Source organism: Paractinoplanes deccanensis (assembly GCF_016862115.1).
Taxonomy (GTDB): domain Bacteria; phylum Actinomycetota; class Actinomycetes; order Mycobacteriales; family Micromonosporaceae; genus Actinoplanes; species Actinoplanes deccanensis.
Genome location: NZ_BOMI01000137.1, coordinates 32,480 through 51,973, shown reverse-complemented (window position 1 = coordinate 51,973; position 19,494 = coordinate 32,480). Strand labels below are relative to the sequence as shown.

Genomic DNA, 19,494 nt, shown 5'->3' with positions numbered 1-19,494 from the left:
CTGTCACGTCAAGGGGCCCGCTTCGGCGGGCCCCTTCTCGTCGTTAGCATTGGTGCGATCCGCACCCCTCACAGGCGAGGAGCCCCGCTGGTGAACACCGCGATCGTGCACATCGACTGCGCCACCGACTCGATCCCCGAGGTGGCCGAGGCGCTCGCCGCGCTCGACGGCGTGAGCGAGGTCTATTCGGTGGCCGGCGGCGCCGACCTCATCGCGATCGTCCGGGTGGCCCGCTTCGACGACATCGCCGAGGTCATCGCCGGCCGCGTCTCCAAGACCCCCGGCGTGGTCAACACGGAGACGTACGTGGCGTTCCGCGCCTATTCGAAGCACGACCTCGAGGACGCCTTCGCGATCGGCCTGCCCGACGCCGACTGACGCCTTCCCGGCGTCTTCGCCGCGTCTCGCGGCGTTGGCTGGCTTTCGCGGCGCCGGCGGCTATGCGGCGCCTTCGCGGCGTTGGTTGGCTTTCGCGCGCTGGCTGGCTTTCGCGGCGCCTTCGCGTCGGCTGGCTCTCGTGGCGCCGGCCGCTACGCGGCCGCGACCGTCACCGGGCCGGGTGCCCGGATGACGTCGGTCAGCCGTTCGCCGGAGGTCACCTCGGCGCCGGGCCACACCACGCAGCGGGTGATCTCGCCGTGGACGGTGGCGTGCGCGCCCACCACGGCGTCCGTGACGGTCCCGGTGATCGTCGCGGTGGGGTCGATGAGGGTGCGGGCGCGGGCGGCGTGCAGATTGGCCGTGAGATAGTCGCCGGGCGTGCCGGTGTCGATGTAGGAACCCTCGTAGTTGATCAGCTCGAGGGCGTCCTCGGCCTCGGCGGGCCGCCAGACGGTGCGCACCAGATCACTGTGCTCGGTGGAGAGGCCGCGGACGTAGCGCCACGGCAGCAGCGAGAAGCCGGCGAAGCGGCGGCCGCTGAAACCGCCGGTCGCGCCGGGCGGGTTGGTCTTGGTGAGCATGCGAACGGTGTCGCCGGACCAGCCGTCGAGCAGCGCGGCGATGTCCTTACCCGGCTCACGACCGGGATCGGCCAGATAGGCGTCGGCGTTGCCCACCAGTGCGCCGCGGCCGTCGATCCAGCCCTTGAGCCGCCCCACGCCGCCGGACGTGCCGACCGGGCCGTCGGGCTCGACGGACAGGTGCGCGCGGTCGCCGACGTGCGCCACGACCTGCTCGGCAAGGTAGGCGGCGTTGACGGCGGCCTTTCCCGGGCCGGAGAGGCCGAGCGCGGCCAGCCTCGCCAGCGCGCGGTCGAGCAGCGCGACGTTGCCGACCGGGCAGAGCGCCTTGGGCAGGATCTCGGTGAGCGGGCGCAGCCGCTGACCCTCGCCGGCCGCCAGGACGACGCCGCAGACTTCGGTCACTGATCCGCGGTCTTCGGGTCGCCGGCCTTGGGGTCGCCGGTTTTGGGGTCGCCGGTCTTGGGGTCGGCGGTCTTGGGATCGGCGGTCTTGGGGTCGCCGGTTTTGGGGTCGCCGGTTTTGGGGTCGCCGGTTTTGGGGTCGCCGGTTTTGGGGTCGCCGGCTTTCGGATCGCCAGGCTGTGGGTCGCTGGCCGTCGGGTCGGCGGGCTTGGGGTCGCCGGTCACCTCGGCCTCGCGGGCGGCCTTTCGGCGGGCCAGCTCCGCGGTCTGCGCGCCGCCGATGTCGTACTGAGCGAGCAGGTGGGCCGTGTTGACGGTCAGGCGGGGCAGGTCGTCGACCGGGAACCAGGCCGCCTCGAGGATCTCGCCGCCGTCGACGGCCAGCCGGGTGGTGGACGCTGGGACCGAGCCGAAGAAGACCGTGTCGACCACGCCGACCGGGTGGATGATCGCGTTGGGGTTGCCGGGGGTCAGGTCGGCCGGGGCGAGGCGTACGCCCGTCTCCTCGAACAGCTCGCGGGCCGCGCCCACCTCGGCGCGCTCGTGCTTCTTGAGCAGGCCGGCGGGGAGGCTCCAGCCCCGGTTGGGCGGTTGGCGCAGCAGCAGGATGCGGTCGGGGTCGCTCGACTCGGTGTCACGGATCACCGCCACGGCGCCCACGAGGTATCTCGGGGCGACCAGCCCGGCGATGCGGCGGCGGGCGGCGCTCGGCAACCGGTAGAAGGCCTGATACGCGTACGCCCGAACGACCCGAGGGAAACTCACAAGCGCAAGGCTACTGGGACTCTAATCGGGGTGGTCGACGAGGGCGATGAGCTGCTCGACGACCGCGTCCGGCTCGAGGTTGCGCTCGCAGACGGCGACCAGCATGGTCTCGAGGTCGGGGTAGCCCAGCTCCTCGGCGAGGCGGCGCAGCGGCACCTCGCTGGCCAGGCCCCGGTCGTGCTTGCGCAGGGTCAGGCCGATAGTGGCGCGGCCCAGCCGCACCTTGTCGGCGATGCTGATGCCCGGCTCGTTCTTTTCGTCGAAGTAACGATTGATCTGGAGCTGGGCCTGGCTCGACTTGACGAAGCCCAGCCACTCCTTGCGCGGGCCGCGCGGCGCGTTGGGCTCGACCTCGACGTGACCGTCGGTCTCGGAGAAGATCTCGACCACGTCGCCGTCGCGGAGCTGGGAGCTCAACGGCGCCAGCCGGCCGTTGATCGTAGCCGCGAGACACTGGTCACCCTTTTGCGGGCCCAGCTCGTACGCCAGATCGACGGGGGTGGAGCCGCTCGGCAGCTCGAAGGCGTGCCCGTGGGCGAACACGGTGATCTGGGCCTCGGCGAGGTCGCAGCGCAGCGAGGCGAGGAACTGGGCGGCGTCGGTGGTGTCCTGCTGCCAGTCGAGGACCCGCTTGAGCCAGGTGAGCTGGTCGGCGCCGGACGCCTCGGCGGTCTGCGCGTACTTCGGATAGCGGTAGGTGGTGGCCACGCCGTATTCCGAGTAGTCGTGCATCGTCTCGGTGCGGATCAGCACCTCGACCAGGCGGCCGTCGGGGCCGGTCACGGTGGTGTGCAGCGAGCGGTAGAGGTTGTTCTTGGGTGAGGCGATGAAGTCCTTGAACCGGCCGGCGACGGGCCGCCACTGCCCGTGGATGGCGCCGAGGGCCGCGTAGCAGTCGGTCTCGGGGCCGTCGACCACGACCGCGATGCGCGGCAGGTCGAAGGGCACCTTGTGGCCGCCGGCGACCGTGTCCTTCCAGATCGAGTAGTAGTGCCGGGGGCGCGGGGTGACCTCGGCCGACACCCGGGAGCGGCGCAGCGCCGTGCGCGCCTTGGCGCTCACCTCGGCCAGGTATTCGCTCCAGCCGGGACGATTTTTGACGTGCTCGTCGATGCGCGCGTAGGACTCGGGCTCGAGGTGGTAGAGCACCACGTCGTCGAGGTCGCGCTTGAGGGCCTGGATGCCGAGCCGGTCACAGAGCGGCACCAGCACGTCGAGGGTGGCCGTGGCGATGCGGGCCCGGCTGGCGGGGGAGCGGGCGTCGAGCGTGCGCATGTTGTGCAGCCGGTCGGCCAGCTTGATCACCAGGACGCGGACGTCCTTGCCGGCCGCCACGATCATCTTGCGGATGGTCTCGGCCTCGGCGACCTTGCCGTAGAACGCCTTGTCGAACTTGGTCACGCCGTCGACGAGGTGGGCCACCTCGGGGCCGAAGTCGCCGTGCAGCGCCTCGAGTGTGTAGCTCGTGTCCTCGACCGTGTCGTGCAGCAGGGCGGCGACCAGGGTCGTGGTGTCCATGCCGAGGTCGGCGCAGATCTGGGCGACGGCGAGCGGGTGCGTGATGTACGGGTCGCCGCTCTTGCGCATCTGGCCGCGGTGCATGTTTTCCGCGATGGCGTAGCTGCGCCGCAGCACCCCGGCGTCGGCGGACGGATGGATCGCCCGGTGGGTGCGCGTGAGGACGGTGACCGGGTCGTCGTCGTTGCCCTGAAAGCTCAGGAACGACCGCAGGCGGCGGCCGAGTGACACCTCGGCGGCAGGCTTCGGGAGGGCACGTCCAAGGGCGGCGCCGTGGCCGGCGTCGACGTCCACTGGACACCCCCTCACCGCAGTGGCCCGCGTGACCGCGGGACCAAATCGCCGCGAAGCCCCGCGAACCAGGCCGGAGATTTCGCTTGCCTTACAGCCTAAGCGAGCGAGCGTCATCCGAACGGTCAGTTACAGATGAGCGAACGGACGAGTCTTTGCCCGAAGCTGCCGCTTCTGCCCGGTTGAGCAGGTCGGTGAAGCGCGCGGCGCCACGAACCGGTGACACCCAGTCGCCGGAAGTTTCCACCAACCGGGTGTCGGCTCGTTCGAGCCAGGCGAGGATCCGCTCGGTCTCCTCGGCGGAGGCGGCGGGCACCGGGCCCGGTCCGGGTAGGACCGTCTCGGCGGTCATCCGGGCGGCGTCGAGGGTCGGGCGGGGATGTTCGTACGGCGGGGAGGTGGCCGCCGCGGCGAGCCGGCCGTGGCGCACGACGACGATCTCCCAGCCGCCGACGTCGTTGCGCCGGGCCGCGACCACCTCGGCGAGCCGGGTGACAGCGGACAGCCGCTGCATGCGCACGGTCGCCCGCAGCAGCGCGATCAGGCGGGAGCGCAGGACGGCGGCCTCCTCGTAGCGCCGGCGGTCGGAGAGCGCCTCCATGCGGTCGACCAGGGAACGGATCACCGGCTCGGGGTCGCCGTGGGTCGCCGTGCGAAAGGGCTGGGCGGCCCTCGCCGCGTACTCCTCAGGGGTGATTTTGTGCTCGCACGGCGCGGGGCATTTGCCCAGCTCGGCCAGGGCGCAGGCGGCGATGGGCGTGCGCAGCGAGAGCTTGTGGGTGCACTGGCGCATCGGCACGGCGTCGTAGACCCCGGCCGCGGCCAGCTCGGCCGTGCGCCGCGACGAGAACGGGCCGAGGTAGGCGGCGTTGTCGTCGGCGAGCGAGCGGACCACCGACAGGCGCGGATAGGGCTCGTCGGTCAGCTTGAGCCAGACGACCCGCTCGGGATACTTCGACCTGCGGTTGTACGGCGGGGAGTGCGCCGCGATGAGCCGCAGCTCGCGGACCTCGGCCTCGAGCGAGTGGGCGCACTCGACGGCCTCGACCCGGGTGGCCGCGGCGAGCATCTCGGAGATCCGCGCGCGTTTCTCGCTGGCGGTGAAGTAGCTCTTCACCCGTTTGGCGATGTCCTTGGACGTGCCGACGTAGAGCGGGCGGTCGTCGGCGGCCCGGAAGACGTAGACCCCCGGGACGCTCGGCAGGTCGTCGGCGAGGTGGCGCTTGCGCCGCTGGGTGGGGGTGACCGCCCGGGCGAAGTCGATCGCGTCGCCGAGCGTGTGCACCCGGAAGCTGCCCATGCGCTCGATCAGCCCGTGGAGCACGTCGACCGTGGCCCGGGCGTCGTCGAGGGCCCGGTGGGTGGGCTCGACGGCCGAGCGGAAGAACTGGGCCAGCGTGCCGAGCTTGCGGTTGGGCACCTCGTCGCGGGTGAGCGCCCGGCGGGCGATCGCGGCGGTGTCGAGCACCCGCGGGCTGGGCCACGCGTAGCCGTGCCGGGCGCAGGCCGCCTTGAGGAAGCCCACGTCGTAGGGCGCGTTGTGGGCCACCAGGACGGCGCCGCGGAGGAACTCGAGCAGGCTGGGCAGCACCGACTCGATCGGCGGGGCGGGGGCGAGCATCGCCTCGGTGATGCCGGTCAGCACGGTGATGAACGGCGGCAGCCGCTCACCCGGGTTGACCAGGGTCTGGAACGCGCCGAGCTCCACGCCGCCGCGCACCTTGACCGCGCCGATCTCGGTGATGCCGCCGCCGTCGGCCGCGCCGCCCGTGGTCTCGAGGTCGAGCACGACGAAGGTCGTGTCGGCGAGCGAGAGCGCCGCCGGCTCGACCGAGCCGTCGGCGCTGAGAAGCGTGTCCAGAGTGCCCTGGACGTATGCGGGTTGTGCCACGCGGGGCAGATTAGAGAGGGGGTATGACATGTTCCCGCTGGGGCGGGATAAAAGATCACTTGCTTCGACAAGCTTTTCCGCAGCCCGCGGTGTGAGAATAGGTAGATGTCCGCGCCATTGCCCTCCAGCGACCGCCCCGAATCGGAGGCGGCCGTCCAGGATGCGGACTACGCCCCGGAACCGGTTCTGCCCGAGCCGGTCCGCCAGCGGATCATGACGCTGTCCGCGGCGGCGCTGCCCTCGCTGCCGGCCGACGAGATGCCGGTCCAGATGCGCAAGGTGGCCCGTTTCGCCCCCAATCGCCGCGCCCGGCTCGGCGGCCGCGAGATCGCCGCGCAGCTCGCCGCCGACCCGCTCTTCCGCCAGCGCATCAGCACGCGCGTGGTGGCCGACACCGGTGACCTGGGCGCCGCCGTCGCGGGCGGCGTGGCGCCGGCCGCGGCCGACCCGGTCGAGGTCGCCGCGCTGGCCTACCTGACCCGCCCCGAGGGCTGGCGTGACCTGATCGACAAGGCCGGCCACGCGGTGATCGCCGAGGCCGACAGCGCCGCGGTCGCGAGCCAGGTGCGCGAGGCCGAGCAGCGGGCCGCCCGCGCCGAGCACGACCGGGCGGTCGCCAAGGTCGAGGCCGACAAGCTCCGCGACGAGCTGGCCCGGGTCCGTGAGGAGATGGGCCAGCTCCGCGAGGAGGCCCGGTCGACGGCCAAGGCGCTGCGCGAGGCCCAGGCCGCCACCAAGCGCGCCACCGACCTGCTCGCCACCGAGAAGGGCCGCATCGCCCGTACGGCGGCCGACCACGACGCCGAGGTGCGCCGCCTCAAGACCCGGCTGGCCGAGGCCGAGGCGGCGGCCGCCACGGGCAAACAGAGCGCCAAGGACGCCCGGGCGGTCGACGACGCGCGGCTCTGGCTGCTCCTCGAGACGATCGGGCAGGCGGCGTCCGGCCTGCGGCGCGAGCTGGCGCTCAACCCGGCCGACAAGCTGCCCGCCGACTTCGTGGCCGAGGCGGTGGCCGAGGTGCCCGGCTCGCCGGAGCGCTCCCGCGCCCGGGCGCAGGACACGGACGACCCCGGCCGGCTCGACCAGCTGCTCGCGCTGCCGCGGGCGCACCTGATCGTCGACGGCTACAACGTGACCAAGCGCGGCTTCGCCGAGATGTCGCTCGAGCAGCAGCGCAAGCGCCTGATCACCGGCCTGGGCGGCATCGCGGCACAGACCGGAGACGAGGTGACCGTCGTCTTCGACGGCGCCGAGCGGGTGCACGGCCTGCCGCCGTCGCCGCGCGGCGTGCGGGTGCTCTTCTCCCGCAAGGGCGACACCGCCGACGAGCTCATCCGCCAGCTGGTGCGTGCCGAGCCGTCCGGGCGGCCGATCGTGGTCATCTCCTCCGACCGCGAGGTGGCCGACGGGGTCCGCCGGCACGGCGCCTACCCGATGGGGGCCGACTCTCTGTTACGGCGTCTTTCGCGGTCCTGACCTACGCGTCCGCGTTTTTGTCATACCCCCCTCGTACCGTGATGGTCACTGATGGTGGCTGTCCGCTTCCCCCCGTTGCTCCGGGCCGCCATCGGGAGAGGAGGAGTGATGATCATCGACTGCGGTCGCTGCGATCGGGCCCCCGGCGAGTGCCACGGCTGCCTGGTCTCCGCGCTGGCCAACACGCCGGACGGCATCGAGGATCTGACGCCGGGCGAGATGCGGGCGATCGAGGTGTTGGAGCTGGCCGGCTTCGAGGTCGAGCTGCTCGAGACGCCGGAGCCGCCGGTGGTCGTGCCGATGTATCCGCGAGGCCGTGACGTGGCCTGACCGGCCCGCTCTCTACCATGGTCCTTTTCCGCCGACGGGAGGTCTCGCGATGCGGCTCTGGGCATTCGTCGCCCTTCTGCTGCTGCTCGCCGGGCTCGCCGTCGTCGCCGCGCTGACGATCCCGTGGCATCGGTCGCCCGCTCCCCGGGCCGACCAGCTTCTCGCGCTGCGCGACTTCCCCGGCGACCAGGTGGCGCGGGCCCGGGCCTTCCGCGCCGAGCTGCGCCCGGGCTCCTACGGGTCGATGGCGGCCGGTCTCGTCGTGGCGCTGGTGCTCGGGCTCACCCCGCTGGGCGCGTGGCTGGTGACCCAGGCCGGGCGCCCGTTCGGCGGTCACTGGCTGGCCCAGGCGGTGCTGGGCGGCTTCGCGGTGGTGCTGGTAGCCGAGGTGATCACGCTGCCGTTCGCGGCCTGGCGGCACACGATCGTCGTGAAATACGGCATCTCGACCCAGACCTGGGGAGCGTGGACGGTCGACCTGCTCAAGTCGTGGGCGGTCGGCGCGGTCATCGGCGGGCTGGCGCTCGCCGGCTTCTACACGGTCACCCACTTCGCGCCGCGCTGGTGGTGGGCGATCGGGGCGGTGGGCGCGGCCGGGCTGGTGGTGCTGCTGTCGTTCGTGCTGCCGGTGCTGGTCGAGCCGGTCTTCAACAAGTTCACCCCGATGCCCGAGGGCCCGCTGCGGTCGTCGCTGATGGCGCTGGCCGAGCGTGACGGCGTACCGGTGAAGGATGTCTTGGTCGCGGACGCGTCGCGCCGCACGCGGGCCGTCAACGCGTACGTGTCGGGGATCGGCCCTACCCGCCGGATCGTCGTCTACGACACGATGCTCCAGGAGGCCGAGCCGGCGGAGGTCGTCTCGGTGACGGCGCACGAGCTCGGCCACGCCAAGGACGGCGACGTCCTGACCGGCACGATCCTGGGCGCCCTGGGCGCGGCGGTGGCCGTGGTGGCGCTCTACCTGCTCGGCTCCTGGCAGTGGCTGCTGGGCCGCGCCGGGGTCGACACCATCGGCGAGCCCCGGGCGATCGCACTGCTGCTCGCCATGGTCACCCTGGCCGGGCTGATCGCGGGCCCGGCGCAGGCCTTCGTGAGCCGGCGGGTCGAGGCCCGCGCCGACACCCACGCGCTGGATCTGACGGGCGACCCCGAGACCTTCGAGGCGATGCAGCGCCGCCTCGGCACCGTCAACCTGTCCGACCCCGATCCGCCGGCCTGGGAGCACACCTTGTTCGCCTCACATCCGTCCACCGTGGAACGCATGGCCGCGGCCCGCGCGTACGCCCGGGGTGAGCGCTGATGTCCCGCACCCTGCTGATCACCAACGACTTCCCGCCGCGCCCCGGCGGCATCCAGCAGTTCGTGCACAACCTGGCGGTCCGCCGCCCGCCCGGCGAGCTGGTGGTCTATGCCTCGACGTGGCGCGGCGCCGAGAAGTTCGACGCCGAGCAGCCGTTCGAGGTGATCCGCGAGCAGACCGGCGTCCTGCTGCCGACGCCCGCGGTCGCCCGCCGGGCCGCCGCCCTGGCCCGAGCACACGGCTGCGACCGCGTCTGGTTCGGCGCCGCCGCCCCGCTGGGCCTGCTCGCCGACGGCCTGCGCCGCACCGCCGGCATCGAGCGGGCGGTGGCCCTCACGCACGGCCACGAGATCGGCTGGGCGGCCCTGCCCGGCGCCCGCCGGCTGCTGCGCCGCATAGCCAGGGGCAATGACGTGGTCACCTACCTGACCGACTACCAGCGCGTCCGCCTCGACCGCGCCCTGCACGGCCTGACCAGCCTCGAACGCCTCACCCCCGGCGTCGACGTGGACACGTTCCACCCCGGCGTCGACGGCAGCGAGATCCGCGCCCGCCACGGCCTGACCGGCCGCCCGGTGATCGTCTGCGTCTCCCGCCTGGTCCCCCGCAAAGGCCAGGACATGCTGATCCGAGCGCTCCCCACCATCCGCCGCCGGGTCCCCGACGCGGCCCTGCTCCTGGTGAGCGGCGGCCCGTACCGCAAAAAGCTGGAACGCCTGACCCGCGACCTCGACGTCGAACGGCACGTCGTCTTCACCGGCTCGGTGCCGTGGCCCGAGCTCCCGGCCCACTACGCCGCCGGCGACGTCTACGCGATGCCCTGCCGCACCCGAGCCGCCGGCCTCGACGTCGAGGGCTTGGGCATCGTCTACCTGGAAGCCTCGGCCACCGGCCTCCCCGTCGTAGGAGGCGACTCCGGCGGCGCCCCCGACGCGGTCCGAGAGGGCGAGACGGGCTACGTGGTGGGCGGCACCGACGTGCCGGCCTTGGCCGCCCGCCTGACCGACCTCCTGACCGACCGGGCCCTCGCCACCCGGATGGGCAAGGCGGGCCGCGCTTGGGTGGAGCAGGAGTGGCGCTGGGAGACGCAGGCGGCTCGGCTGACCCAGATGCTTGACGCGCCCTGAGCCGCCGGGCTCGCGCCGTTGCCGGTTTGCGTTCTTTGCGCCTCTCGGTTGCTTGAGCGCGCCGGTTGCGGTGGGGTCTTTGGTGGGTGACCGGTCGCTACCGCCTTTTGGCGCGCACCCACCGCGCACCCACCACGCACCCACCGCGCTGCCGCCTTTTGCCGCGCAATCCGCGGGGCGCCGGCGCGCTGGTTCGTCCTCCGGCTCCGCGAGAGAGAACGTTCGTTCTCTCGTTGGGCGAGTTCGCGGGCTGCGGTTTCGTGGCGGTGTCGGCCTGGACAGAACGTTCGTTCTGCCTGGCGGGTCGCGGACGCCTCCGGGCTCACGGTGTGGGGCATTGGCTGGACAGAACGTTCGTTCTGCCTGGCGGGTCGCGGACGCCTCCGGCCTCACGGTGTGGGGCATTGGCTGGACAGAACGTTCGTTCTCTCGTCGTGAAGCTGGCTGCGTCGCGAACGCGGTGAGGCCGAGTGGCGGTGTGCCGCGCGGTGACGTGGGTGATCTCGGGCTGCTCGACTTATGGGGCGTCGGATTCCCCCGCGTGCCGCGGTAACGGCGGCGGGGCGGGACGCGGCGGGGAATGACTGGGATCCTGGGGCGCGGCGCGTTAGCTGGGCGTCTTGGGACACGGCGCGATGAGCGGGTGATGGCGCCCGGCGTGGTGGGGCGTGGCGCGGTGACGGCCTGGGGCGCGGCGCGGCGGCGGGGTGCGGTGTGACGGCGTGGTGGGGCGGGGCGCGGAACACGCGTGAGTGCATGGGGCGTGAGTGAATAGGTTACTGGCCGTGATCGTATAGACGCGGATCGGTGGGGCGGCGTAGGAAGGCCGCAGGGCTTCCGGTGTGCCTCCGTGTGTGCCGTCCGTGCGTTGCGCGTGCCCTGGGCGCGGACGCGGAGCCTGTGCTGAGGGACGTCCGAGATGGAGTTTTGATGCGGGACGCCGACTCCGGCCAGCGAGAGCAGCAGGCAGACGCCGACCAGCCGCCGAGACCCGATGCGCCGGCCGGCACCGCAGATCGTGACGTGCAGGGGGAGTTCGAGGACGGGGAGCTTTCGCTGCCCTATTGGCTGACCAGCACCGAGGAGGCGGCGAACACTTCGTTCCTGCGCATGGTGCGGCGGCTGCCCCGGCTGCTGCGGGAAGCGTGGGTGCTTGCCTGGCGGGCCGATGCCCGTACGACGACCGCGCTGGTGATTTTGCAGGTCGCGGCGGGGGTGGCCAGTGCGGTCGGGATGATCAGTGTGGTCGGGGTTTTCGACGGGCTGCTTCAGGATGTGCCGACGCCGGAGCGGGTGCGGGCCGCCGTGCCGTCGCTGCTTCTGGTGGTGGGGGCGGCGGCCGCGCGAGGGGCGCTCAGCTCGGCGGCGGCCGCGGCCAACGGGCGGCTGTCGCCGAAGGTGTATCAGGCGGCCGAGATGCGGCTGCTGACGCTCACCACGCGGGTCGATCTGTCCACATTCGACGACGCGGACTGGCGGGACGCCATGGAGCGTGCCCGGGACCGGGGGATCTCGGCGGCCGAGCAGCTCGTCGACCGGGCGATCGAGCTGGCGACCAACGTGATCGGGCTGGTGGCGGCCGCCGGCGTGCTCGCCGTACTGCATCCTGTCCTGTTGCCTCTGCTGGTGCTCGCGGTGGTGCCGATCGGGTGGGCGGCGGTGCGGTCGGCGCGCCTGGGATATCGGCGGGTGTTGCGGCTCATCGCGGTCTGGCGGCGGCAGCGGATGCTCGCCGAGCTGCTCGCCGCGCGTGAGCCGGCGCCGGAGCTGCGGGCGTTCACGCTGCGGTCGTTCCTGCTGGACGAGGTGCGGCGGCTGCTGGCGATCTCGACGAGCGTGGAGATCCGGCTGGCGTCGCGGCAGGTGCGCACGACGCTGGTCGGCACGGTGCTCAGCGCGGTCGCGACGGCGTTCGCGTACGTGGTGCTGCTCTGGCTGCTGTGGACGGGGCGCATGGAGCTCGCGGCGGGCGGCGCGGCCGCGTACGCGATCAATATGGGTATCGGCAAGCTCAGCGAGATCGCCTTCGCCGCGAACCGGGTCTTCGACCAGGGTCTCTACTTCGCCGACTTCCAGGGGTTCTGCGAGCTCTCGCGGAAGCGCGCCGAGCCGTCGCCCGGCGGGGTGGCGCCGCCGTCGTTCCAGGAGATCGTCCTCCAGGGGGTCACGTTCAGCTATCCGGACGCCGAGCATCCGGCCGTACGGGAGGTGAGCCTCACCCTGCGCCGCGGGGAGGTGATCGCGCTCGTCGGCGAGAACGGCTCGGGCAAGTCGACGCTGGCCACGCTGCTCGCCGGGCTGCACCGGCCGCAGCAGGGGCGGATCCTGTGGGACGGCGTCGACGCGAGCCTGCTGGATCCCGACTCGGTGCGCGAGCGGGTGGCCGTGGTGATGCAGGAGCCCACCCGGTGGCCGCTCTCCGCGCGCGCCAACATCACGATCGGCCGGCACGACCGGGTCGCCCCGCAGGCGGAGATCTACGCGGCGGCCCGGGCCGGCAACGCGCACGACTTCGTGATGGAGCTGTCCCGGCAGTACGAGACGTTGCTGTCCCGGCACTTCATCGACGGCGCCGACCTCTCCGGCGGGCAGTGGCAGCGGCTCGCGGTCAGCCGGGCGTTCTTCCGCGACGCGCCCCTGCTGATCTGCGACGAGCCGACCGCGAACCTGGACGCCCGCGCCGAGCACGACGTCTATCAGCGGCTGCGCGAGCTCGCCGAGGGCCGCACCGTCGTGCTGATCACCCACCGGATGGCGAGCGTGCGGGAGGCCGACCGCATCTACGTCCTCGACCACGGCACGATCGTCGAGCAGGGCGACCACGAACAGCTCATGGCGGTGGACGGCGTCTACGCCCAGATGTTCACGTTGCAGGCCAGCGCGTACCAGATGGCCTGATCGCGAAGTGGCACGCTGGAACGGGACAACCGCGAGCCGGATCCGGGGAGGAACGGGGCATGATCGAGGAAGTGGCGGCGGACCCGAGCGCGGACGGCGCCCGGCTCGACCCGGAGCTGCTGCGCGAGCTCGGCGTGGGGGAGGCCAGGGCGACGCTGCTCCAGTTCTCGTCCGCCTTCTGCGCGCCGTGCCGGGCCGTGCGCCGGGTCAGTGCCGAGGTCGCCGCGATGGTCCCGGGCGTGCGGCACGTCGAGGTCGACGCCGAGAGCCATCTCGAGGCGGTACGGGCGCTCGGCATCCAGCGCACGCCGACCCTCCTCGTGCTGGACGCGGAGGGCCGGGTCGCCAAGCGCGCCACCGGCGTCCCGGCCAAACCGCAGCTGATCGCGGCGCTGGGCGCGGTGCTCTGACCGCGCCGGTCCACATCGGACGAGGGCGGCTCAGGCTCCGGTGGCCTCGGCCAGCTCCGGGGTGCCGGTCTTCTCGGCCGGGGCCGGCTCGTGGTGCAGGCGGGTCAGGCGCCGGGTGCCCGGCACGAGGAGCTGGCTCGCCGCCGAGAGGAAGAGCACGCCGGCGCAGGCGGTGAGGATCGGTGACGTGCCGTACTCGGCGGAGAGCGGCCCGGCGAGCACGTTGCCGATCGGCATGGCGATGAACGACGTCAGGTAGTCCCAGGAGGAGACCCGGCCGAGCATGCGCTGCGGCACCCGGTCCTGGATGGCGGTCTCCCACGCCACGTCGAAGAAGATCAGGCCCGCGTAGCCGACGATCGCTCCGGCGACCACCGCGACGAGCTCGGCCGGCCAGACGTACGCCAAGGCCCAGAGCGGCATGAGCATCAGGGTGACCCAGCCCGCGCGCAGCAGGCGCCGAGGCTTGAAGCGCAGCGCGACCGCGGCGCCGATGACGCCGCCCAGGCCCTCGGCGGCGGCGATGAAGCCGGCCGCGGAGGCCCCGCCCAGCCGTTCGATGGCGACCACCTGCACCAGGACCAGGATGATGCCGTTCGCGATGTGATAGACGGTCGCGCCGAAGAGGCCGAACATCAGCCAGTCGCGCTTGCGGATCTCGCGCCAGCCGTCGCCCAGCTCGCTGATCATGGAGGCGCGCGGGCCGCGCTCGGCGCGGACGCGCAGGAGCAGGGCCGCGATCATCGAGGCCAGGAAGCTCACGGCGTTCACGGTGAAGCCGGCGGAGGCGCCGAACGCGGCGACCGTGACGCCGCCGAGCGCGGGGCCGGCGACCTGGCTGCCGGTCTGGAGCATGCTGAGGGTGGCGTTCGCGGACTGGCGCTTCTCGGCGGGGACCAGCAGCGGGCGCAGCGCGCCGAAGGCCGGGTCGAAGAAGCTCGCGGCGCCGGTCGAGATCGCGGCGAGGGCGCAGAGCAGGGCCAGGTGGTAGCCGCCGCCGGCGAACATGACCGCCATCGCGGCGGCGGTGAGCAGGCGGACCAGGTCGGAGGCGACCATGACGCGCTGCGGCTGGAGCCGGTCGGCCCAGACACCGCCGAAGAGCGTGCACGCCAGGCGGGCCACGATCGACGCGGCCAAGACGAGGCCGAGGTCGCCGGGGCCGCCGCCGGCCTTGACCACCGCGAAGGCGAGCGCCACGGTCTGGAATCCGTTGCCGACCCACGAGAGGGTCTGCCCCGTCGCCAGGAGTTGGAAGTCGGTGATCCGTCGCATGAGCCAGGACAGTAGTTCACCGTCTAACTATTCACAATCTAAAAGTTAGATGCGCGATAGGATGGCGGCATGGCGGAGCAGCAGGACAGCGTCGATCAGCACGTGGCGAGATGGGCGGCCTTCTGGAAGGACGAGCCGGCGTTCGCACCCGAGGTCGAGGGGGCCCTGGTGCGGATGAACTACATCCAGCGCGAGGCGCGGCGGGCCGATTCGGTGGCGTTCGCGGAGTCGAAGGAGCTGACGTTCGAGGACTACAAGACGCTGCACGTGCTGATGATCCAGCCGTGGCCGGTGGAGGCGACGCCGGCCCAGCTGGCCGAGGCGGCGAACGTGACCCGGGCGGCGATGACCAGCCGGCTCGACCGGCTCGTCACGGCGGAGCTGGTCACGCGGGAGCACGACGAGACCGACCGGCGGCGCGTGCTGATCCGGCCGACCGCGGCGGGGCGGGCCATGTGGAGCAAGTACATCTTCGAGGGCATGGCGCGCGATCAGAAGCTGCTGCGGGCGCTGTCGCACGACGAGCTGATCCAGCTCAACGCGCTGCTGCGCAAGGTGCTGCTCGACCTGGAGAGCTGACCGGTTTGCGCGATTGGTCGGATGTGGCTTTTGAGCTGTCGCGAGTGTCGGCCCACCTCGGCGGGGTGACCGACCGGTGCGGGCGCCCGGTGGGGGATCCGGGCGCTCGGGACGAACTAGAACTTTGGGGCGTCGGGGGCCTCGAGCAGGCCGAGACGCAGGGCCGTCATCAGGGCCTGCGCACGGTTGGCCGCGCCGAGCTTCTCGTACAGCTTGGAGATGTGCGTCTTGGCGGTCGACTCCGAGACGAAGAGCTGCTTGGCGATGCCGGCGACGCTCATGCCGTCGGCCAGCAGCCGCAGGACCTGGCCCTCGCGCGGGGAGAGCTGCGGGCCCGACGGGGCGAGGCGGCGCTTCATGGCCTCGGCGAGGTCGGCGGCGGTGAACGCGCTCGGCGCCGACGCGGCGTGGCGGGCCGCGGCCACGACCTCGTCCGCGGGAGCGGTCTTGGGGACGAACGCGCTGGCGCCGGCCTCGAGGGCGCCGAAGAGCTGGTCGTCGCCCGCATACATGGTGAGCACGACGATGCCCATGTTGGCGTTGTTCTTGCGGAGGGCCTTGGTGGCTTCGAGGCCGCTGCCGTCGGGCAGGCGGAGATCCATGATCACGACGTCTGGCTGGAGGGCACCCGCCTGGCGGACCGCCTCGGCGGCCGTGGCGGCCTCGCCCACGACCTCGAACTGACGGTCGCGCTCGAATGCGTGTCGCAGCCCCTTACGAATCAAGTCATGATCGTCGACAAGGAGGACCTTGGTGCGCGTCGTCGGCGCCGGACTGGTCGACATGCTCGGGTTACTCCCCTTCTGGAGCGGAAACGCTATCCCGCACGCTATCGCGCCTGGCGGGGGATCCGAGCACTACGGCAACGGTTGTCCCGCTGGGGTGTCGCGGCGAGATCTTCAGTCGGCCCCGGATCCGTTCCGCCCGCTCGGCCATGATGGTCAGACCATAACGACCGTCCGGGCGGTCGTCCGCGAAGCCCCGTCCGTCGTCCGAGACCTCGATCTCGGCGTACGGCGGGTCGACAGTGCAGGTAACCCACAGATTAGAGGCTCCGGCGTGCTTGCGCGCGTTGGTGATCGCCTCCTGGGCGATGCGCAGCAACTCGGCCTCGGTCGCGGCGGGCAGCCGCGCGGTGGATTCGTCGAACGTGAAGTGCACCCGCAGGCCCGCCGACGTGCCCAGGGTGCGGGCGTACTCGGCGATCGCGGCCGCCAGGCCGCCGTTGCGGTCCACCTCGGAGCGCAGCTCGAACAGGCTCAGCCGCAACTCGGTGATCACCCGGGTCACCTCGCTGCGCAGCGCGCGCAGCTCCTCGGCCGTCTCCTCGGCGCCCTCCGGCAGGGTGGCCTGGGCGTTGTCGATGCCGTAGCCCACCATCACCAGCTCCTGCGCGACCCCGTCGTGGATCTCGCGGGCGAGCCGCTGACGCTCCTCATTGGTGGCCAGCGACCGCACGTCGTCGAAGAGCAGGGCGGCCTCCAGCCGCAGCGCCGCCGGGTCGGTCACCCAGGTGACCTCGTTGACGACCGAGGACGGGTACGCGTTCGCGACGTCGGTCTCGAGGATCACCAACCCGATCGTGCGTACGCCGGCAACCAGCGGAACGACCAGCGACGACGTGTCACCGCGGCTGCCCGTGCGGGCCTGCGAGCGGTTCGCGGTCATCGGCTGCTGGCTGGCCCACGCGTCGGCGATCGCGGAGTCGGCGTCGAGCGTCGTCTCCCAGTCGACCCGCTCGGCGCCGGTCTGGGCGAGCACCACGAGCCGGCCGCCGCCACTGGCCGACAGCACCGCCGAGCGGTCGGACGGCGTGATCAGCCGCAGCTCCTCGAGCAGGTGCTCGGAGATGCCGCCCGGGTCCAGAGTGGCCCCCGGCAGCGAGCGCGCCACGCTGCGCAGCTGCGTCAGGAGGCGGGTCGCTTCCGCGTACGGCTGGGGGGTCGGCTCGGTGGGCTGCATGAACTGGCGCATGGTGTCGGCCGCGAAGGTGATGATGGCCCCGAGCACCAGCCACTGGCCCCCGGCGGCGAGGAAACCCGGCTGGGTGATCGGGCTGACGTCGCCGATCAGCGTACCGCCCACGACAAGTGACACGGCGGCCACGCCCAGCAACGCGGCGCCCTCGGTGGGACGGCGGCGCAGCGCCGCGGTCAGCAGGGGCACCGTGAGGTACGGCAGGACGACCTCGGCGCCGAAGCCCGCGTCCAACGTGCCGTGCGCCTCGGCGGCGGCGGCGATCGACCCGGCGGCCAGGCCGGTGATCGTGACCTCGGCGAAGCGGCCGAGCGGCGCGAACAGCCGGTGGTCGGGAGTGAAGAACGCGGGCAGCGCGGCGACCGCCAGCAGGGCTATCCAGCCGAGCTGGGCGACCTCGCCGGTGGCGATCAAGGTGAGCGCCGCGACCAGCGCGAGCATGATGATGCGCGCGGACACCGCAAGCGGTTGGACGCGCGCGGAGACGCTGGCTAGGACCGGCACCTGACGGATGGTAGCCGCCCCGGCCACGGGCGGCTCGCTGCCCGGCGCGTCGCCCGGCCGGTCGCCCGGCCCGTCGCCGGGAATGTCGTACCGAGCGGGTAGCCTCCCGTGCATGGCGGATACCTCGACGCAGTCGATTCAGGTTCATGCGCCCCTCGACCGCGTGGCCGCGGTGATCAGCGACTTCCCGCGCTACCCGGAGTGGGCCGACGCGATGAAGAGCGTGGAGGTCCTCGAGGAGTACGAGGACGGCTACGCGGCCACGGTCCGGTTCGTGATCGACGCCGGGGTGATGGCCGACGACTACACCTTGGCGTACGAGTACGCCGACGATCTCTCGCGCATCGAATGGCACCTGGTCGAGCCCTCGAAGACGCAGAAATCACAGCGCGGCTCCTATGACCTTGCCGACGGCGGCGACGGCACCACCACGGTGACGTACACACTTGAGGTGGAGCTCTCCATCGGCATGCTCGGCATGTTCCGGCGCAAGGCCGAAAAGATGATCATGGACACGGCGCTGAAGCAGCTCAAGCGCCGGGTCGAGAGCTTGCCGGCGAGCTGAGAGCACCACCTAGGAGCGCCACATGTCCGGTTCTGCGCGGGAGGAGGCCGAGCGCCTCGTCGCCACGGTCCTGGCGGCGATGTCCACCGCGGCGACATCCAGCGGCGCGACATCCAGCGGCGCGGCGGTCGGCGGCGCGGCGGGCGGCGGCGCGGGCAGCGGACCCGACTGGGGCCGGCTGGGTGGCGGGCTCGCGTCCATGATCCGGGCCGCCGGCGACCGCCTCGGGGACCTGGGCGGCCTCGCGTCCGACGACGCCGCCGGCCGCGCGGCCGATGATCGCGGCCCCGGCTCTGATGACCGCCGCGCCGGCTTCGAGGGGCGTAGCGCCGCTCCTGATGACCGCCGCGCCGATGAACACGGTGGCGGGGAGCGGTCTGGCGGCGGGGAGCGGTCTGGCGGCGGGGAGCGGTCGGGCGCCGGCCGGCGGGACCGGGGTGGTCACTGGGCGACCGGCAGCGCGGAGTGCTGCGTGTGCCCGGTGTGCAAGGCGATCGCGGCGGCCCGCGACCCCAGCCCGATGACGGCGGTCCGGCTGGCGACCAGCGCCGGCGACATGGCCACGGGCGTCGCCCACCTGATGCGCGCGTTCTCGGCGCTGACCGGCGAGAAGCCGCGGCGGCCGAAGCCCCGGCCGCCGCGTCCCGGCAACGCCGACCAGACGTGGTCCGCCGCCACCCGCACGCCGGAGGCCGAGAACAACGCCGGCGACGCGTGGTCGGCCGCGACCGAGGCTCGGCCCGCGGGCGGCAGCGCGCCGGCGGAGGGCGACGCGTGGTCGGCCGCGACCGAGGCTCGGCCCGCGGGCGGCGGCGCGCCGGCGGACGGCGATGCCTGGGCGGCGGCGACCACGGCGAGTGCGGCGGCGGTCGCGGCCGAGCAGGCGGCGGAGTTGCGGGCCCGGCGGGAGGCGGCCCGGCAGGCCGCGGCCGAGGCGGAAAGGCGGGTTGCCCGGGCGGCCGAGGAGGCCAGGGTGCGCCGGGAGGCCGCTGCGCAGGCGGCTGAGCAGGCTGGGGACGAGACCGGGGACACTGCGGGTGGGGCGGCGCGTGCGACCCGTACCCCTCGAAGGTTTGATGTATGGGCCGCGGCCACCGCGGATGCGGGTGTTGCCGACGTGGCGTCCCCGGCGACGGTGGATCATGATGTGGCGGACCCGGGCGCTGAGGGGCCCGGGGACAGGGACAGCAAGACTGCGTGATGGGACAGAGGGGACGGGCAG

The 19,494-nt window shown here is 72.7% G+C and carries 16 protein-coding genes and 1 pseudogene; 10 read left to right on the top strand and 7 right to left on the bottom strand.

What is annotated here, in order from left to right:
* The first annotated feature begins 90 nt into the window (after positions 1-90).
* Complete coding sequence (locus Ade02nite_RS33895) at positions 91-378, top strand: Lrp/AsnC family transcriptional regulator (protein ID WP_203772750.1); 288 nt, start codon at positions 91-93, stop codon at positions 376-378.
* Positions 379-530: 152 nt separating this feature from the next.
* Here the strand turns inward: Ade02nite_RS33895 and Ade02nite_RS33890 are convergent, their stop codons facing one another.
* The 4 genes and pseudogenes from Ade02nite_RS33890 to Ade02nite_RS33875 all read right to left on the bottom strand — a co-directional run bounded on the left by Ade02nite_RS33890 (position 531) and on the right by Ade02nite_RS33875 (position 5,831).
* Positions 531-1,367, bottom strand: coding sequence for a sugar phosphate nucleotidyltransferase (locus Ade02nite_RS33890; protein ID WP_203772748.1), 837 nt, complete (start codon positions 1,365-1,367; stop codon positions 531-533).
* Positions 1,368-1,642: 275 nt separating this feature from the next.
* Positions 1,643-2,131, bottom strand: a pseudogene (locus Ade02nite_RS33885) (NUDIX hydrolase); the annotation flags it as partial.
* A 21-nt stretch (positions 2,132-2,152) separates the two neighbouring features.
* Complete coding sequence (locus Ade02nite_RS33880; protein WP_203772746.1) at positions 2,153-3,943, bottom strand: RelA/SpoT family protein; 1,791 nt, start codon at positions 3,941-3,943, stop codon at positions 2,153-2,155.
* 88 nt (positions 3,944-4,031) lie between these two features.
* Positions 4,032-5,831 (bottom strand): DEDD exonuclease domain-containing protein, encoded by a 1,800-nt coding sequence (locus Ade02nite_RS33875; protein ID WP_203772744.1) that lies wholly within the window; start codon positions 5,829-5,831, stop codon positions 4,032-4,034.
* A 105-nt stretch (positions 5,832-5,936) separates the two neighbouring features.
* On the opposite strand from Ade02nite_RS33875, the gene Ade02nite_RS33870 reads away from it, so the two are divergent.
* The 6 genes from Ade02nite_RS33870 to Ade02nite_RS33845 all read left to right on the top strand — a co-directional run bounded on the left by Ade02nite_RS33870 (position 5,937) and on the right by Ade02nite_RS33845 (position 13,372).
* A complete protein-coding gene (locus Ade02nite_RS33870) occupies positions 5,937-7,307 on the top strand; it encodes an NYN domain-containing protein (protein ID WP_203772742.1) in 1,371 nt (456 codons plus the stop codon).
* Between the two features lie 108 nt (positions 7,308-7,415).
* Complete coding sequence (locus Ade02nite_RS33865) at positions 7,416-7,637, top strand: hypothetical protein (protein WP_203772740.1); 222 nt, start codon at positions 7,416-7,418, stop codon at positions 7,635-7,637.
* Positions 7,638-7,686: 49 nt separating this feature from the next.
* A complete protein-coding gene (locus tag Ade02nite_RS33860) occupies positions 7,687-8,937 on the top strand; it encodes a M48 family metallopeptidase (protein WP_203772738.1) in 1,251 nt (416 codons plus the stop codon).
* Positions 8,937-10,064 carry a glycosyltransferase family 4 protein gene (locus Ade02nite_RS33855; RefSeq protein WP_203772737.1) on the top strand — a complete coding sequence of 376 codons (1,128 nt, stop codon included), beginning with the start codon at positions 8,937-8,939 and terminating at the stop codon, positions 10,062-10,064. The genes Ade02nite_RS33860 and Ade02nite_RS33855 overlap by 1 nt, the downstream gene beginning before the upstream one ends.
* A gap of 930 nt (positions 10,065-10,994) precedes the next feature.
* Positions 10,995-12,962 carry an ABC transporter ATP-binding protein gene (locus tag Ade02nite_RS33850; protein ID WP_203772735.1) on the top strand — a complete coding sequence of 656 codons (1,968 nt, stop codon included), beginning with the start codon at positions 10,995-10,997 and terminating at the stop codon, positions 12,960-12,962.
* Positions 12,963-13,021: 59 nt separating this feature from the next.
* Positions 13,022-13,372: a TlpA family protein disulfide reductase gene (locus Ade02nite_RS33845; protein ID WP_203772733.1), complete on the top strand. Its 351-nt coding sequence runs from the start codon at positions 13,022-13,024 to the stop codon at positions 13,370-13,372.
* Between the two features lie 30 nt (positions 13,373-13,402).
* Here the strand turns inward: Ade02nite_RS33845 and Ade02nite_RS33840 are convergent, their stop codons facing one another.
* Positions 13,403-14,647 (bottom strand): MFS transporter, encoded by a 1,245-nt coding sequence (locus tag Ade02nite_RS33840; RefSeq protein WP_203772731.1) that lies wholly within the window; start codon positions 14,645-14,647, stop codon positions 13,403-13,405.
* A 69-nt stretch (positions 14,648-14,716) separates the two neighbouring features.
* Between Ade02nite_RS33840 and Ade02nite_RS33835 the strand changes: the two genes are divergently transcribed.
* Positions 14,717-15,226 (top strand): MarR family winged helix-turn-helix transcriptional regulator, encoded by a 510-nt coding sequence (locus Ade02nite_RS33835; protein WP_203772729.1) that lies wholly within the window; start codon positions 14,717-14,719, stop codon positions 15,224-15,226.
* Positions 15,227-15,342: 116 nt separating this feature from the next.
* Here Ade02nite_RS33835 and Ade02nite_RS33830 read toward each other — a convergent pair whose 3' ends face one another.
* Together Ade02nite_RS33830 and Ade02nite_RS33825 are read right to left on the bottom strand one after the other, a co-directional pair.
* Positions 15,343-16,011, bottom strand: coding sequence for a response regulator transcription factor (locus Ade02nite_RS33830; protein ID WP_020512124.1), 669 nt, complete (start codon positions 16,009-16,011; stop codon positions 15,343-15,345).
* A gap of 7 nt (positions 16,012-16,018) precedes the next feature.
* Entirely contained in the window at positions 16,019-17,707 is a 1,689-nt protein-coding gene (locus tag Ade02nite_RS33825) for a sensor histidine kinase (RefSeq protein WP_379037893.1), read from the bottom strand.
* A gap of 112 nt (positions 17,708-17,819) precedes the next feature.
* Between Ade02nite_RS33825 and Ade02nite_RS33820 the strand changes: the two genes are divergently transcribed.
* Together Ade02nite_RS33820 and Ade02nite_RS33815 are read left to right on the top strand one after the other, a co-directional pair.
* Positions 17,820-18,272: an SRPBCC family protein gene (locus tag Ade02nite_RS33820; protein ID WP_203772725.1), complete on the top strand. Its 453-nt coding sequence runs from the start codon at positions 17,820-17,822 to the stop codon at positions 18,270-18,272.
* 22 nt (positions 18,273-18,294) lie between these two features.
* Entirely contained in the window at positions 18,295-19,473 is a 1,179-nt protein-coding gene (locus tag Ade02nite_RS33815) for a hypothetical protein (RefSeq protein WP_203772805.1), read from the top strand.
* Positions 19,474-19,494 lie beyond the last annotated feature (21 nt).

Coding starts and splice junctions, on each gene's coding strand:
- Ade02nite_RS33870 (WP_203772742.1), top strand. CDS start 5,937: ATGTCCGCGCCATTGCCCTCCAGCGACCGCCCCGAATCGGAGGCGGCC.
- Ade02nite_RS33865 (WP_203772740.1), top strand. CDS start 7,416: ATGATCATCGACTGCGGTCGCTGCGATCGGGCCCCCGGCGAGTGCCAC.
- Ade02nite_RS33860 (WP_203772738.1), top strand. CDS start 7,687: ATGCGGCTCTGGGCATTCGTCGCCCTTCTGCTGCTGCTCGCCGGGCTC.
- Ade02nite_RS33855 (WP_203772737.1), top strand. CDS start 8,937: ATGTCCCGCACCCTGCTGATCACCAACGACTTCCCGCCGCGCCCCGGC.
- Ade02nite_RS33850 (WP_203772735.1), top strand. CDS start 10,995: ATGCGGGACGCCGACTCCGGCCAGCGAGAGCAGCAGGCAGACGCCGAC.
- Ade02nite_RS33845 (WP_203772733.1), top strand. CDS start 13,022: ATGATCGAGGAAGTGGCGGCGGACCCGAGCGCGGACGGCGCCCGGCTC.
- Ade02nite_RS33840 (WP_203772731.1), bottom strand. CDS start 14,647: ATGCGACGGATCACCGACTTCCAACTCCTGGCGACGGGGCAGACCCTC.
- Ade02nite_RS33835 (WP_203772729.1), top strand. CDS start 14,717: ATGGCGGAGCAGCAGGACAGCGTCGATCAGCACGTGGCGAGATGGGCG.
- Ade02nite_RS33830 (WP_020512124.1), bottom strand. CDS start 16,011: ATGTCGACCAGTCCGGCGCCGACGACGCGCACCAAGGTCCTCCTTGTC.
- Ade02nite_RS33820 (WP_203772725.1), top strand. CDS start 17,820: ATGGCGGATACCTCGACGCAGTCGATTCAGGTTCATGCGCCCCTCGAC.
- Ade02nite_RS33815 (WP_203772805.1), top strand. CDS start 18,295: ATGTCCGGTTCTGCGCGGGAGGAGGCCGAGCGCCTCGTCGCCACGGTC.